This window comes from Stenotrophomonas sp. YJH_SMC_131 (genome assembly GCF_059367975.1).
This window is the reverse complement of the sequence record NZ_JCAFRJ010000002.1, coordinates 225,944-240,152: the sequence shown is the minus strand read 5'-3', so window position 1 is coordinate 240,152 and position 14,209 is coordinate 225,944. Positions and strand designations below refer to the sequence as shown.

The window sequence follows — 14,209 nt, the reverse complement described above, 5'->3', positions numbered from 1 at the left end:
CAGCGGCGGCCCCACCACGAACTGTTGCAGCCATGCACGCAACGTTGGCAGGGGGCTGTGCGTATGATCACAGCGTCACCTTCCGGAGCCCGCCATCGATGCGTCCCTGCCTGGCCCTGCTGCCGATGCTGCTCGCCACCGCCCCTGCCTGGGCGGCCGCCGACACCTATCGCCTCGATCCGGTGCACACGCGGGTGCTGTTCTCCATCGATCACGCGGGCTACTCGCAGGCCATGGGCACCGTGTCCGGCAGCGAGGGCCGCGTGCTGTTCGATCCCGACAACTGGCGCGACGCCACCCTGGAAGTGGACATTCCGGTGTCGCGTCTGGACCTTGGCGACGCCAAGTGGAACCAGGCCACGCTGGCCCGCAGCCTGCTCGATGGCGAGCGATTCCCCAGCGCACGCTTCGTCTCCAGCCGGGTCGAACCGATCGACGCCAAGCGTGCGCATGTGATCGGCACGCTGACCCTGCGCGGGGTCAGCCAGGAAGTCACCCTGGACGTGACCCTCAACGCGCTCAAGCGCTACCCGCTCCCTCCATTCCGACGCACCGCCGGGTTTTCCGCCAGCACGACGCTGAGCCGGCGCGCGTTCGGCATCACCGCCTGGCCGGGGGTCATCGGTGATGCGGTACAGGTGCGGATCGAGGCCGAAGCCACCCTCGACCGCAGCGACGCCCCGGGAACTCCCGCTCCCGTTCCACACTCCGACCACACGACGGCCCCCAAGGACCCTTCATGACCGCCAAGAACACCCCCGCCGCGTGGGGAAGTGTCAGCCAGCTCCTGCACTGGTTGATCGCACTGCTGATCCTCGCCCTGGGCGTGGTCGGCCTGACCATGGGCGAACTGCCCAAGACGCCCAAGTACTTCTGGGTCTACACCGCGCACAAGTCGATCGGCATCACCGTGCTGGCGCTGGTGCTGTTCCGTCTCGGCTGGCGCCTGTATGCCGGTGCGCCGAAGCAGGTGCCGGGCGTGCCCAGCTGGCAGGAACGCATCGCCAGTGCCACCCACGTGCTGCTGTACGTGCTGATGTTTGCCATTCCGCTGTCGGGCTGGCTGTACGATTCGGCCAGTGGCCTGCGCCCGTTCCGTTGGTTCGGCCTGGTCGACGTGCCCAAGCTGAGCGGCCCCGACCCGCAGGTCGTCGCGGTGTCCCATGCCCTCCACGAATACGGCTTCTGGCTGTTGATCGCGGTAGTGCTGGCCCATGCCGGCGCTGCCTTCTACCACCACCTGTTCCAGCGCGATGCAACGCTGTCCCGCATGTTGCCGCGCGGCTGGCTCGCCTCCCCTCAGAAGGACTGACCGATGAACCTGAAACTGACCACTCCGGCCGCCGTGGCTGCCGCCCTGGCCGGCATGCTGGCCACCGCCCCGGCGCTCGCTGCGGAGTATGCGCAGGCCCCCGGTGCCGGCTCGATCCTGGTGTTCGCCAGCAAGTACGACGGCGAAGTGTTCACCGGCAGCTTCCCGGGCTTCGCCACCAAGCTCAGCTTCGACCCGGCCAACCCGGCCGCCGGTTCGCTGGATGTGGTGATTCCGCTGGCAGGCGCCAGGAGCGGCAACAGCGACCGTGACTCGACCCTGCAGGGCGCCGACTTCTTCAATGTCGGCAAGTTCGCCACCGCGCGTTACACCGCCAAGGGCTTCCGCGCCGTGGGCAACGACCAGTTCGCCGCCGATGGCACCCTGGAACTGCGCGGCGTCAGCAAGCCGGTCACCCTGACCTTCACCTGGAAGCCGGGCACCCAGCCGGTGCTGACCGGCAAGGCCACGGTCAAGCGCCTGGACTTCGGCGTCGGCGGCGGTGACTGGGCCGATACCAAGACCATTCCGGACGACACCGCGATCAGCACGATCGTGAAGTTCGACGCGAAATAAGACCATCCGGTGATGCCGTGCCCGCGGCCGGCATCACCGGGCATCGCAACGCATCCGGTAGTGCCGGCCGCTGGCCGGCATCACCGGGAACAGAGGGGTTACCGGCCAGCGGCCGGCACTACCGATCGACGGCCAACCAGGCCTGCACCGTGGCCGCATCGAACGGCCAGTCCAGCTCGCGCTCGCCGCGCTCGTCGCGCAGCACCGGCACGCGCGTGCCATAGCGCGCTTCCAGCGCCGGCTGGTCATCCAGGAACACCGATTCGAACTCCGGCGCCCGCGCCTTGGCCAGCTCGGCCAGGGCCAGGTCGCACAGGTGGCAATCGTCACGCTGGATCAGGGTCAGCACCAGTCAGGCTCCCGTGGCGGAAATGCTGCGCCGCAGCCATCGGATGGCCCGGCAAGCCGCTAGAATAGCCGCTTGTCCGGTACCCGCAGTTTGGCATCCATGGCTGTCAGCACGTTCGACGTTTTCAAGATCGGCATTGGCCCGAGCTCCTCGCACACCGTCGGACCGATGAAGGCCGCCGAGCGATTCATCCATCGCTGGCTGCTCGACCCGGGTCGCCTGCACGAGGTCGCGCGCATCCGCGCCGATGTCTACGGCTCGCTGGCCTTGACCGGCCGCGGCCATGGCACCGACAAGGCGATCCTGCTGGGCCTGGAAGGCCAACGGCCTAACCTGATCGACCCGGACATCATTCCGGCCACCCTGGAGCGCATCCGCAGCAGCAAGCGCATCCAGCTGATGGGCCAGCACGAGATCGCCTTCGACGAGAAGCGCGATCTCGGCATGAACAAGCGCCAGAAGCTGCCCTACCACACCAACGGCATGCGCTTCACCGCGTACAACGCCGACGACGAAGTGATCGCCACCCGCGATTACTACTCGGTCGGTGGTGGCTTCGTGGTCAACCAGGACGACGCAGCCGATGACCGCATCGTGCCCGATGAAACCCCGCTGCCCTACCCGTTCAAGAGCGGCGACGAGCTGCTGGCACAGACCGCACGCAGCGGCCTGAGCATCGCCCAGCTGATGTTCGAGAACGAAAAGTGCTGGCGCAGCGAAGACGAGATCCGCGCCCAGCTGCGCGAGATCTGGAGCGCGATGCAGTCGTGCGTCACCCGCGGCATTCGCGAGGAGGGCGTGCTGCCGGGTGGCCTGAAGGTCGGCCGTCGTGCACCGGCGCTGTACCGCGAGCTGTCGTCGAAGCCGGAAGCGGCGATGCGCGATCCGCTGACGACGCTGGACTGGGTCAACCTGTACGCACTGGCAGTGAACGAAGAGAACGCTGCCGGTGGCCGCGTGGTGACCGCACCGACCAACGGTGCGGCCGGCGTACTGCCGGCGGTGCTGCATTACTTCGACCGCTTCTGCCCCGGCGCCAACGAACAGCGCGTGTTCGATTTCCTGCTGACCTCGGCGGCGATCGGCATCCTGTACAAGGAAAATGCTTCGATTTCCGGTGCCGAAGTGGGCTGCCAGGGCGAAGTGGGCGTGGCCTGCTCGATGGCGGCCGGTGGCCTGGTCGCGGCGCTGGGGGGCAACCCGAGCCAGATCGAGAACGCCGCGGAAATCGGCATGGAACACAACCTGGGCCTGACCTGCGACCCGATCGGCGGCCTGGTGCAGATTCCCTGCATCGAGCGCAATGCAATGGGCGCGGTGAAGGCGATCAATGCCTCGCGCATGGCGATGCGTGGCGACGGCAAGCACAAGGTGTCGCTGGACAAGGTCATCAAGACCATGCGCGATACCGGCCGCGACATGCAGGACAAGTACAAGGAAACCAGCCGCGGTGGCTTGGCGGTGAACGTCATCGAGTGCTGAGGGCGACCGGCTCCGGCGCGATGGCGACGGGCCACAGGTAGAGTCGACTGTCAGTCGACCATCGCGCGCAGCGCGGGATTTCCGCGGCCTGAGGGAAGAGCAGTCGACCAACAGTCGACTCTACCCGGTCACCCTTGCCCGAACGGGCGACACCGTCACCGCGTTCCGGTTAGGCTCGGGGCTTCCCCACCCCGGATTGCCCCATGCGCGTGATCGCTGCCGCCCTGCTTGCCTGCCTTCCGCTGGCCGCCCTGGCCGCCCCCACCTACGGGCCTCGGCTGGAGGGTTTCGACTACGGCTATCCGGTGAAGACCTTCGCGCTGGAATCGCAGCGGCAGCCGCTGGAGATGGCCTACCTGGACATCGCGCCGAAGAAGGCACCCATCGGCGTGGTGGTGCTGCTGCACGGCAAGAACTTCTGTGCCGCCACCTGGAAGGAATCGATCAAGCCACTGGTCGCCGCCGGCTATCGGGTGATCGCCCCGGACCAGGTGGGCTTCTGCAAATCCAGCAAGCCCGAGCGTTACCAGTATTCGTTCGCGCAGCTGGCCGCCAACACCCATGCCCTGCTGCAACAGCTGCAACTGGGTGACGTCCCGGTGCACCTGGTCGGTCATTCGATGGGCGGCATGCTGGCGGTGCGCTACGCGCTGATGTTCCCGCAGGACCTGCGCAGCCTGTCGCTGGTCAATCCGATCGGGCTGGAGGACTGGAAGGCGCTGGGCGTCCCCTGGCGCAGCGTCGACGCGTGGTACGCCGGCGAAATGAACATCAGCTATGACAGCATCCGCCGCTACCAGCTGGAGGTGTACTACGACGGCAAATGGAAACCGGCCTACGAACCGTGGGCGCGGATGCAGTCGGGCATGTACGAAGGCCCGGGCAAGCAGGCCGTTGCATGGAGCCAGGCGCTGGCCTCGGACATGGTGTTCAACCAGCCGGTGGTCTACGAACTGAAGCACGTGCAGGTGCCGACCACGCTGTTCATCGGCCAGAAGGACCGCACCGCGATCGGGCGCGACCTGGCGCCGCCTGCGGTGAAGGCGACGCTGGGCAATTATCCGGTGCTGGGCAAAGCAGCGGCCGCAGCGATTCCCGGCGCGACGCTGGTCGAGTTCGCCGAACTGGGCCATTCGCCGCAGGTGCAGGACCCCAAGCAGTTCAACAGCGCGTTGTTGAAGGCCCTGAAGTCCCGCTGACCGGCAGGCGTGCCCTCTGTAGAGCCGAGCCCACGCTCGGCTCATGCGGCAGGACCGGGGTTCTGTCAGGAGCAGCCGAGCGTGGGCTCGGCGCTACAGGAACAATGCGATCAACCCACGATCCGCAGCACGTCATCCAGCAACGCAGCCGCAGTGACTTCCGCGCCGGCACCCGGCCCCTGGATCAACAAGGGTTGGTGGCGGTAGCGATCGCTGTGGATGGCCACGCGGTTGTCGGTGCCGGCACCCTGCGCCAGCGGATGATCGGCCGGCAGTTCGCGCAGGCCCACCTGCGCACCTTCGCTGTCAACACGGCCAACGAAACGCAGCACGCGGCCGTTGTCACGTGCCTGCTGCCAACGCGCCTGCAGCGGCGCATCCAGCTGCTCCAAGGCAGCCACGGCATCCTCCAGCGGCAACGCTGCCAGCGCTTCAGGCACCAGTGAATCCACCTGTACCTGCGACGCATCCAGCGCCAGCCCGCTGCTGCGCGCCAGGATCAGCAGCTTGCGGCGCACGTCCTCGCCGGACAGGTCCAGGCGCGGGTCTGGCTCGGTATAACCGGCCGCCAGCGCCTCGCGCACCGCCGCCGAGAACGGCGACTGGCCGTCATAGCGATGGAACAGCCACGCCAGCGAGCCGGACAGCACGCCCTCGATGGCATGGATGTGATCGCCACCGGCCACCAGCGCGCGCAGGCTGCTCAACAGCGGCAGCCCGGCACCAACGGTGGCACTGTCGCCATAACGCGCGCCACTGTCGGCACAGCTTTCGGCAATGGCCCGCGCGCGGGCGAGCTGCGCGCCCCGGCCCAGCTTGTTGGCGGTCACCACATGCACGCCGCGCGCCAGCCATTGCACGTGACGGGCGGCCACGTCTTCACTGGCCGTGGCATCGACCACCACGTCGCCACGCTCCAGCCCTTCGGCGCTCGCCCATGGTGGCGAACTGTGGCCATCGCGGGGGGCTCGACGTGCCAGTTCCAAGGGCAGCGCCAGGTCGCGATCGATCTCCAGCGCGGTGCGCGAGTTGGCCAGCCATTGCACGCTGGGCAGCTCCAACCCGCGTGCCTGCAGCGCCTGGTAGCGCTGTACGAAGGCCGAACCGACCGTGCCCGTACCGAGCAGCGCCAGGCGTCCCGCCCCCAGCGCAGGAATGTCAGCGGCGAGTGCGCTCATGCGTCCACCACCTGTTTGCGGCGGGCGGCCGCATCGATCACCGCTTCGGCGCGCTGCAGCGCGGCGCCGAGATCGGCCAGCAGGTCACGCTCGGCCTCGATGCCGACCGACAGGCGCAGCAGCCCTTCGCTGATGCCGGCGGCTGCACGCGCTTCGGCGGTCATCGCCGCATGAGTCATCGTGGCCGGATGTGCGATCAGGCTTTCGACGCCGCCCAGCGATTCGGCCAGGGTGAAACAGCGTAGCCCGTCCACAAATGCACGCACCGCCGCATGCGGATCATCACCGGCGCAGTGCGCCAGTTCGAATGACAGCATCGCGCCGAAGCCATTCTGCTGGCGCGCGGCGATGGCGTGGCCCGGGTGATCGGCCAGGCCCGGGTAGTACACCGCGCCGACCGCCGGATGCTGGTCCAGCAGGGCAACGATCGACGCCGTGTTTTCCTGGTGCACGCGCAGGCGCGCATCCAGCGTGCGCAGGCCGCGCAGGGTCAGGAAGGCATCGAACGGCGAACCGGTCAGGCCCAGCGCGTTGCCCCACCACACCAGCTGCTCGTGCAGCGCCGGATCGCGCGCGACCACCGCCCCACCCACCACATCGCTGTGGCCATTGATGTACTTGGTGGTGGAATGCAGCACCAGGTCCGCACCAAACGACAGCGGCTGCTGCAGCGCCGGTGACAGGAAGGTGTTGTCGACCACCACGAGGGCACCGGCCTTGTGCGCGGCATCGATGACGAAGCGCAGGTCGGTGATGCGCAGCAGCGGGTTGGACGGGGTTTCCACCAGCACCAGCTTTGGCTGCGTGGCCAGCGCCTGCGCCAGCGCTCGCGGATCGGTCAGGTCGGCGGTGACCAGTTCGAAGTGCCCCTTCTTTGCCAACGCGTTGAACAGCCGCCAGCTGCCGCCGTAGGCATCGTGCGGCACCACCAGGGTGTCGCCCGGCTGCAGCAGCGCGTTCAGCACCAGGTTGATCGCGCCCATGCCGGTCGCGGTGATGACGCCGCCGGCGCCGCCTTCCAGTTCGGCCAGCGCTTCACCCAGCAGGTCGCGGGTCGGGTTGCCACTGCGCGTGTAATCGTACTGGCGCTTGTTGCCGAAGCCTTCAAAACTGAAGTTCGACGACAGCACGATCGGCGGCGTGACCGCGCCATGCGCGGTATCCCGATCGATGCCGGCACGGACGGCGGCAGTGGTACGACTACAGGACGGCTCGTTGGCGTGCAGGCTCATGCGGACTCTCCAGAAGTGCGGAAGGCGGTGGCGAGGATCGCATCGATGCGATCGGTTTCTTTGAGGAAGGCATCGTGGCCATAGGGCGAGCGCAGCACGCGCAGGCTGCCGCGCGGGCCCAGCCCTTCGACCAGGCCGACCAGGTCGGCCAGCGGCACCAGGCGGTCGCCCTCCACGGCCACCACCACGGTCGGCGGCAGGATCGCGGTGGGATCGACGCGGTGCAGGTCGATTGATTCGGACAGGCGCAGGTAAGCGGTCACCGGCGTGCGCGCGACATACTGCGCACCGGCCGCGTCGAGATAGTCTTCGGCAGCCACGCGCACGCGGCCATTGATGACCTCCGGCGCAGCATCAAAGCGCTCGCCGAACTCTTCCGGGGTGCGGTAGCTGAGCATGGCGAACTGCCGGGCCAGGGCCAGGCCGTGGTCTTCGCCGCACTGCAGCTGGCCCAGCGCGACCGCGCGGCGCTGCAATGCGCGCCAGGCGGCGGCATACGGATGCGGTCGGTGCGCACCGCTGGCCAGCACCAGCTGGCGCACGCGGGCACGATGACGGATCGCGAACTGCTGGCCGACCAGCGCGCCATACGAATAGCCAACGAAGGCCTTCAGCGTGCGGATGCCGAGATGGTCCAGCAGCAGCGCCAAGGCATCGGCCTGGTCGGCGGTATCGATCGGCACATCCAGTGCACCGTCGGCGCCGATGAAGTCGAAGGCCAGCACGCGCAGCTGCTGCGGATCCAGCGCGCGGCCGCTGCCCACCAGGTCTTCGGCCCAGCCCTTCTCGCGGAACTGCGTGTTGGACGCCACGTGGCGATGGGCGGAAATGCCGCCGGCCAGCACCACCACCGGTGCATTGGCCGGACCGACCCACTCATAGCGCAGGCGCACCGGGCTGGGGCCGGCGTGGCGCATCGACAGCACCGCGGCGAACTCACCGCGCTCGGCATGCACGCGGTCTTCGACCGGCACGCTGACGGGGACAAAGGGTTCGGGGCGAATGGCGGTACTGGCGGCGAAGCTCATGGCGGGATCCGGTTGGGGAATCGGCCATCGAGCCTTCGCGGGGCCCGCGTTCGAGATGCACGTGTGGTGCATGGTTCGAACCATCTTTCGGTGGACGCCACGGTCCCCGCAGGATTTGGCACCTACGCAGACGCTTGCGCGCCTGCGGGCTGCCCCGGCTTCAAAGGGCCTGTCCCTCTGCCGGTCTCGATGGTGGGGCCACGATGCCAGCCCTTTCCGGCACTGTCAATCCCTTCATGCGGATAAAGCGATGAATATTCTTGGGACAGCTATGCGAAGGCCGTCCCGGTCGCCCTGTTCAGGATCGGGTACAGTCCGGGCGGTCCATTCCGCTGGAAACGCCGATGTCGCGCCTGCCCCTGTCCTGCCTGCTGCTGCCTCTGCTGGCGAGCGCGACCGCACACGCCGGCGACTGGCGCCAGGGCTGGGGACTGGCTCCCCCTTCCGCCCCGGCCACCCGCGCAGGCAGTGCCGAGGGCGCCGCCCCCATGGCCCAATTGCGCCTGCAGCCGGTCGGTACGCAATGGCAGGCCCGGATCGACAACGGGCTGGCAGGGCCGCTGCAGATCCAGCTGCGCGCCGCCCCCGGGCACCCGGTCGAAGGCCTCCCGGTCGAGTCGCTGATCCAGGGCGACAGCAGCCTGGTAGTCGGCCACCTGCCCGCCCCGATCGATGGCCGCATGCTGGATCTGCGCCTGCAGTCGGTGCCGGGCAACCCGGCCGCACAGGCCGAAGATGTCGCCTACCGCCTGCCATTCGATGCGGCGCGCCTGCGCGTGGACCAGGCGCCGCAGGGACGATTCAGCCATGACGACGAGGAGAACCGCGACGCGGTCGACTTCGCACTGCCGGAGGGCACCCTGGTGCTGGCCGCGCGCGAGGGTACGGTGATGCAGATCCAGGATGGCTTCCGTGGCAACGGCCAGGACCGCGAACGCGATGGTGCCCGCGCCAACTTCATCCGCGTGCTGCACAGCGACGGCAGCATGGCGCTGTACGGCCACCTGCAGGCCGGCGGCATGCGCGTGCGTCGTGGCCAGGCGATAGGGGCCGGACAGCCGATCGGCCTGTCTGGCAACAGCGGCTACAGCAGTGCCCCGCACCTGCACTTCGTGGTGCAGGTCAATCGCGGCATGGGCCTGCGCTCGGTGCCGGTGCGCATCTTCGCCGAGCAGGGCCAGCTGCAGTTCGCCCGCCAGGGCGAGGCCGAAGGCGGTACCGGGCGCTGACCGCCCCCGGCCGGTATAATCGGGCGCTTATCTCTTTGAAAAGCGCCCCGGGCGGGCGCCACTGCCATGTCCGAAGTCGCCAACGAAGCGTCGCGTCGCCGCACCTTCGCCATCATTTCCCACCCTGACGCCGGCAAGACCACGCTGACCGAAAAGCTGCTGCTGTTCGGGGGCGCGATCCAGATGGCCGGTTCGGTCAAGGGCCGCAAGGCTGCCCGCCACGCCACCTCCGACTGGATGGCGCTGGAAAAGGAGCGCGGCATCTCCGTCACCTCCTCGGTGATGCAGTTCCCGTATGAAGGCAAGATCGTCAACCTGCTCGACACCCCCGGCCACGCCGACTTCGGCGAAGACACCTACCGCGTGCTGACCGCGGTGGACTCGGCGCTGATGGTGATCGACGTGGCCAAGGGCGTGGAAGAGCGCACCATCAAGCTGATGGAAGTGTGCCGCCTGCGCGACACCCCGATCATGACCTTCATCAACAAGCTCGACCGCGAGGGCAAGGACCCGATCGAGCTGCTGGATGAAGTGGAAACCGTGCTCGGCATCCAGTGCGCGCCGGTCACCTGGCCGATCGGCATGGGCCAGCGCCTGAAGGGCGTGGTCCACCTGCTGACCGGCGAAGTGCACCTGTACGAACCGGGCCGCAACTTCACCCGCCAGGACTCGACCATTTTCCCGTCCATCGATGCTCCCGGCCTGGCCGAGAAGATCGGTGCACAGATGCTGGCCGACCTGCGCGACGAGCTGGAACTGGTGCAGGGCGCCAGCCACCCGTTCGACCTGCAGGCCTACCGCGAGGGCAAGCAGACGCCGGTGTTCTTCGGCTCGGGCGTCAACAACTTCGGCGTGCAGCCGCTGCTGGACTTCTTCGTCGAACACGCACCCGCACCGCAGGCGCGCTCCACCACCGGCCGCGAGATCGCCCCGGAAGAAAACAAGCTGACCGGCTTCGTGTTCAAGATCCAGGCCAACATGGACCCGCAGCACCGCGACCGCGTGGCCTTCATGCGGGTCTGCTCGGGCCGCTTCAGCGCCGGCATGAAGACCTTCCACGTGCGTACCGGCAAGGAAATGAAGCTGGCCAACGCGCTGACCTTCATGGCCAGCGACCGTGAGATCGCCGCCGAGGCGTGGCCGGGCGATGTGATCGGCATCCACAACCACGGCACCATCTCCATTGGCGATACCTTCACCGAAGGCGAAGCGGTCACCTTCACCGGGATCCCCAACTTCGCCCCGGAACTGTTCCGCCGCGCCCGCCTGCGCGATCCGCTCAAGCTCAAGCAGCTGCAGAAGGGCCTGGCCCAGCTGTCCGAGGAAGGCGCGACCCAGTTCTTCCGCCCGCTCACCAGCAACGACCTGATCCTGGGTGCCGTCGGCGTGCTGCAGTTCGACGTGGCCGCCTACCGCCTGAAGGACGAGTACGGCGTGGAAGCCACCTTCGAGCCGGTGAGCGTGACCACTGCGCGCTGGGTCCACTGCAGCAACGAGAAGAAGCTGGAAGAGTTCCGCGAGAAGAACGCGCTGAACCTGGCGCTGGATGCCGCCGGGCACCTGGTCTACCTGGCGCCGACCCGGGTCAACCTGCAGCTGGCCCAGGAACGCTCGCCGGACGTGCGCTTCTCGGCCACCCGCGAAGCGGCGCATACCGTTTCGGCAGGCTGATGCCACGGGGTCGGATCCCTTTCCGGCAGGAAAGGGCTCTGACCCCAGCCAACGCAAGGCAGGCATTCACCCACCATACGGTGACAGGCGTGCACGCATCGCCCATCGCGGCGATGATAAGGGGGTGCGGGTCCCCCTCCCCGCGAACAATGCCTACGCCATGTCCACGACGTCCATTGCTTCGATCCGTGAAGAAATCGCCAGCGCCCTGACCCATGGCCTGGGCGCGGTATTCGCCCTGGCCGCCAGCGCGGTGTTGATCACCCTGGCGGCGATCTACGGCGACGGCTGGCAGCTGGCCAGCGCGATCGTATTCGGTATCGCGCTGTTGCTGCTGTACACCGCTTCCACGCTGTACCACGCCATCCAGCATCCGGTCGCCAAGGGCCGGTTGAAGGTGTTCGACCATTGCGCGATCTATGTGCTGATCGCGGGCACCTATACCCCGTTCACCCTGATCGGCCTGCGCGGTCCGTGGGGCTGGGGCCTGTTCACCGCGATCTGGGCGCTGGCGCTGGGCGGCGTGGTGTTCAAGCTGTTCTACACCGGCCGCTTCAAGGTGCTCTCAACGGTGATCTACATCGCCATGGGCTGGCTGGTGGTCGTGGCGATCAAGCCGATGTGGGCCTCGATCGATGGCGGCACCCTCACCTGGCTGTTCGCCGGCGGCCTGTCGTACACGCTGGGGACCTATTTCTACCACCGTGAATCGATCCCGTACTCGCATGCCATCTGGCACCTGTTCGTGATCGGCGGCAGCGTCTGCCACTTCGTCGCGGTCACCATGCAGGTGCTGTAACGGCCGCTCGACGGCAGCGCGTGCACACCATGCACATGGTCGCTTCGCGCCCTGTCCACGAAGAGGGGGCAACCATGGCAGCGTGAATGCTGCCGCCTCCCCTGCCGCAAAGCGCACGCCCCGCTGGCGCCTCCGCCGCCCCGGCCCACGAGGCCGGCGCTGGCTCACGATCCTGATCTTCCTGCTGGCGGCGATCCTGGTACTGATCGCGTTGTGGGACTGGAACTGGTTCAAGGGGCCGGTGGAGCGCGCGGTGCAGGCACGCACCGGCCGCGTGCTGCACATCGGGAACCTTGATGTCGACCTCGGCCGCACCAGCACGATCCGCGCCGATGCGGTCACCTTCGCCAATGCCAGCTGGGCGAAACAACCCGATATGGCCAGCGCCGACCGCGTCGAGATCGACGTGCGGGTCTGGCCCCTGCTGCGCGGCAGCGTGCAGCTGCCCGAAGTGCGCCTGACCCGGCCGGACGTGCTGCTGGAAACCGCCCCGCGCAAAGGCGAACCGGGCAACTGGGATTTCCTCGGTGACAGCGCCGGCGGGACCAGCCCCCAGCTCAAACGGCTGCGCGTCGATGACGGTCGCCTGCAGTTCCTCGATGCGCTCGGCCGCACCGATATCCGCGTGGACGTGCGCAGCGGCCAGCCGAAACAGGCCGACGCGGCGCCACCGCTGCTGGTGCAGGGCAAGGGACGCTGGCAGGGCAATCCGTTCACCCTGCGCGGTGGTACTGAATCACCGCTGGAGCTGACCGACAGCGGCCACCCGTTCCGCATCCACCTCGACGGTCGCGCTGGCGCCACCCACGCCGTCGCCAGCGGCACATTGACCAATCCCTTCCAGCTGCGCGTGTTCGACCTGCAGTTCGCGCTCAGCGGCCAGGACCTGGCCGACCTCTACCCCTTGCTCGGCATCGCCATTCCGCCGTCCCCGCCCTACGCGTTGAATGGTCGGCTCAAGCGTGACCACGACCTCTGGCGTTACGAGCAGTTCACCGGCAAGGTCGGCGACAGCGACCTCGGTGGCAACCTGCAGTTCGAAGTGGGAGGCGCGCGCCCGCGACTGACCGCCACGCTGGAATCCAGACGCTTGGACTTCGATGACCTGGCCGGCTTCGTCGGTGCGCCACCGAAGACCGGCGGCGGCGAAACCGCCAATGCAGAGCAGAAGGCCGAGGCCGCACGGGTCGCCGCGCGTGCGCGTGTGTTGCCGGACACGCCCTACAACCTCGGCAAGCTGCGTGCGATGGATGCCGACGTGCGTTGGAAAGCCCACCGCATCAACGCGCCGTCATTGCCATTGGACGACATGGATGCACACCTGTTGCTGGATGACGGTGTGCTGCGGCTGGACCCACTGAACTTCGGCGTCGCCGGCGGCGACATCCGCAGCACGATCCGCATGGACGCGCGCCAGCCGCAGATCAGTACCGCGCTGAAGGCCAGTGTGCGCGGCGTGCAGCTTGGCCAGTTGTTCCCCGACGCCAAGCTGGCCGAACAGGCCAAGGGCGGCATCGGCGGCGAGGTGGACCTGAGTGGCCGCGGCAATTCGATCGCCGCGATGCTCGGCAGCAGCAGCGGCAAGGTCGGCCTGGCAATGGGCCGTGGCCATGTCGGCAACCTGGTGATGGAACTGGCCGGCCTGGACATCACCGAGTCGCTGAAATTCCTGGTGACCGGCGACAAGCAGATCCCCCTGCGTTGCGCCTTCGCCGACTTCGGCGTGCGCGACGGCCTGATGACCAGCCAGGCGTTGGCGGTGGATACCACCGACACGATCCTCATCGGCGAAGGCACGGTCAGCCTGCGCGACGAGAGCCTGGACCTGCTGTTGAAGCCACGCCCGAAGGACAAGAGCATCCTGGTGCTGCGCTCGCCACTGCACATCGCCGGCACTTTCAAGGACCCGTCGTTCCGCCCGGACTTCAAGGCGCTGGGCATCCGCGGCGCGGTGGCCCTGGCACTGGGCAGCATCGCCCCGCCGGCGGCATTGCTGGCAACCATCGAACTGGGGCCGGGCAAGGATGCCGACTGCGGGGGGCAGTATGCGAAGTAGGAGCGTTCGTTCGTGGCGCCTGGATTGGTCGTGGTTTGAGGGGGACGAGTGACAGTTTCCTGCGCGCGCGGAACGAGAGCGGAAATTCAAAGTCAAAA

The 14,209-nt window shown here is 67.8% G+C and carries 13 protein-coding genes and 1 riboswitch; of the genes, 9 read left to right on the top strand and 4 right to left on the bottom strand.

What is annotated here, in order from left to right:
• Nucleotides 1–98 precede the first annotated feature (98 nt).
• The 3 genes from AC5P56_RS04945 to AC5P56_RS04935 are packed head-to-tail and all read left to right on the top strand — an operon-like array spanning nucleotide 99 to nucleotide 1,888.
• Nucleotides 99–743, top strand: coding sequence for a YceI family protein (locus AC5P56_RS04945; protein ID WP_014648056.1), 645 nt, complete (start codon nucleotides 99–101; stop codon nucleotides 741–743).
• Nucleotides 740–1,312 carry a cytochrome b/b6 domain-containing protein gene (locus tag AC5P56_RS04940; RefSeq protein WP_049441295.1) on the top strand — a complete coding sequence of 191 codons (573 nt, stop codon included), beginning with the start codon at nucleotides 740–742 and terminating at the stop codon, nucleotides 1,310–1,312. Before AC5P56_RS04945 ends, AC5P56_RS04940 begins: the two co-directional genes overlap by 4 nt.
• A gap of 3 nt (nucleotides 1,313–1,315) precedes the next feature.
• On the top strand, nucleotides 1,316–1,888 hold the full coding sequence (locus AC5P56_RS04935; RefSeq protein WP_014648058.1) for a YceI family protein: 573 nt from the start codon (nucleotides 1,316–1,318) through the stop codon (nucleotides 1,886–1,888).
• A gap of 118 nt (nucleotides 1,889–2,006) precedes the next feature.
• Here AC5P56_RS04935 and AC5P56_RS04930 read toward each other — a convergent pair whose 3' ends face one another.
• A complete protein-coding gene (locus tag AC5P56_RS04930; protein ID WP_049441297.1) occupies nucleotides 2,007–2,237 on the bottom strand; it encodes a glutaredoxin family protein in 231 nt (76 codons plus the stop codon).
• A 99-nt stretch (nucleotides 2,238–2,336) separates the two neighbouring features.
• On the opposite strand from AC5P56_RS04930, the gene AC5P56_RS04925 reads away from it, so the two are divergent.
• Nucleotides 2,337–3,719, top strand: a complete 1,383-nt coding sequence (locus AC5P56_RS04925; protein WP_006464040.1) for an L-serine ammonia-lyase — start codon at nucleotides 2,337–2,339, stop codon at nucleotides 3,717–3,719.
• Nucleotides 3,720–3,922: 203 nt separating this feature from the next.
• On the top strand, nucleotides 3,923–4,918 hold the full coding sequence (locus AC5P56_RS04920; RefSeq protein WP_014648060.1) for an alpha/beta fold hydrolase: 996 nt from the start codon (nucleotides 3,923–3,925) through the stop codon (nucleotides 4,916–4,918).
• Between the two features lie 110 nt (nucleotides 4,919–5,028).
• Here the strand turns inward: AC5P56_RS04920 and AC5P56_RS04915 are convergent, their stop codons facing one another.
• From AC5P56_RS04915 to metX, 3 genes are read right to left on the bottom strand one after another with little or no spacing between them, the layout of a single operon-like run.
• Nucleotides 5,029–6,096 (bottom strand): homoserine dehydrogenase family protein, encoded by a 1,068-nt coding sequence (locus AC5P56_RS04915; RefSeq protein ID WP_262088051.1) that lies wholly within the window; start codon nucleotides 6,094–6,096, stop codon nucleotides 5,029–5,031.
• A complete protein-coding gene (locus tag AC5P56_RS04910; RefSeq protein ID WP_046432019.1) occupies nucleotides 6,093–7,328 on the bottom strand; it encodes an O-succinylhomoserine (thiol)-lyase in 1,236 nt (411 codons plus the stop codon). The genes AC5P56_RS04915 and AC5P56_RS04910 overlap by 4 nt, the downstream gene beginning before the upstream one ends.
• Entirely contained in the window at nucleotides 7,325–8,356 is a 1,032-nt protein-coding gene (gene metX / locus AC5P56_RS04905; protein WP_014648063.1) for a homoserine O-succinyltransferase MetX, read from the bottom strand. The genes AC5P56_RS04910 and metX overlap by 4 nt, the downstream gene beginning before the upstream one ends.
• A 77-nt stretch (nucleotides 8,357–8,433) precedes the next feature.
• Nucleotides 8,434–8,552, bottom strand: a riboswitch (SAM riboswitch).
• Nucleotides 8,553–8,700: 148 nt separating this feature from the next.
• Here metX and AC5P56_RS04900 point away from each other — a divergent pair.
• From AC5P56_RS04900 to AC5P56_RS04885, 4 genes are all read left to right on the top strand, one after another.
• Complete coding sequence (locus tag AC5P56_RS04900) at nucleotides 8,701–9,585, top strand: M23 family metallopeptidase (RefSeq protein ID WP_046432023.1); 885 nt, start codon at nucleotides 8,701–8,703, stop codon at nucleotides 9,583–9,585.
• A gap of 66 nt (nucleotides 9,586–9,651) precedes the next feature.
• Nucleotides 9,652–11,256 carry a peptide chain release factor 3 gene (locus tag AC5P56_RS04895; protein WP_014648065.1) on the top strand — a complete coding sequence of 535 codons (1,605 nt, stop codon included), beginning with the start codon at nucleotides 9,652–9,654 and terminating at the stop codon, nucleotides 11,254–11,256.
• Nucleotides 11,257–11,416: 160 nt separating this feature from the next.
• Entirely contained in the window at nucleotides 11,417–12,055 is a 639-nt protein-coding gene (trhA, locus tag AC5P56_RS04890; RefSeq protein WP_005410682.1) for a PAQR family membrane homeostasis protein TrhA, read from the top strand.
• A gap of 82 nt (nucleotides 12,056–12,137) precedes the next feature.
• Complete coding sequence (locus AC5P56_RS04885) at nucleotides 12,138–14,111, top strand: AsmA family protein (protein ID WP_075077174.1); 1,974 nt, start codon at nucleotides 12,138–12,140, stop codon at nucleotides 14,109–14,111.
• Nucleotides 14,112–14,209 lie beyond the last annotated feature (98 nt).

Bases quoted from the DNA above. Each gene is read 5' to 3' on its own strand.
- AC5P56_RS04945 (WP_014648056.1), top strand. From the start codon at position 99: ATGCGTCCCTGCCTGGCCCTGCTGCCGATGCTGCTCGCCACCGCCCCT.
- AC5P56_RS04940 (WP_049441295.1), top strand. From the start codon at position 740: ATGACCGCCAAGAACACCCCCGCCGCGTGGGGAAGTGTCAGCCAGCTC.
- AC5P56_RS04935 (WP_014648058.1), top strand. From the start codon at position 1,316: ATGAACCTGAAACTGACCACTCCGGCCGCCGTGGCTGCCGCCCTGGCC.
- AC5P56_RS04925 (WP_006464040.1), top strand. From the start codon at position 2,337: ATGGCTGTCAGCACGTTCGACGTTTTCAAGATCGGCATTGGCCCGAGC.
- AC5P56_RS04920 (WP_014648060.1), top strand. From the start codon at position 3,923: ATGCGCGTGATCGCTGCCGCCCTGCTTGCCTGCCTTCCGCTGGCCGCC.
- AC5P56_RS04915 (WP_262088051.1), bottom strand. From the start codon at position 6,096: ATGAGCGCACTCGCCGCTGACATTCCTGCGCTGGGGGCGGGACGCCTG.
- AC5P56_RS04910 (WP_046432019.1), bottom strand. From the start codon at position 7,328: ATGAGCCTGCACGCCAACGAGCCGTCCTGTAGTCGTACCACTGCCGCC.
- metX (WP_014648063.1), bottom strand. From the start codon at position 8,356: ATGAGCTTCGCCGCCAGTACCGCCATTCGCCCCGAACCCTTTGTCCCC.
- AC5P56_RS04900 (WP_046432023.1), top strand. From the start codon at position 8,701: ATGTCGCGCCTGCCCCTGTCCTGCCTGCTGCTGCCTCTGCTGGCGAGC.
- AC5P56_RS04895 (WP_014648065.1), top strand. From the start codon at position 9,652: ATGTCCGAAGTCGCCAACGAAGCGTCGCGTCGCCGCACCTTCGCCATC.
- trhA (WP_005410682.1), top strand. From the start codon at position 11,417: ATGTCCACGACGTCCATTGCTTCGATCCGTGAAGAAATCGCCAGCGCC.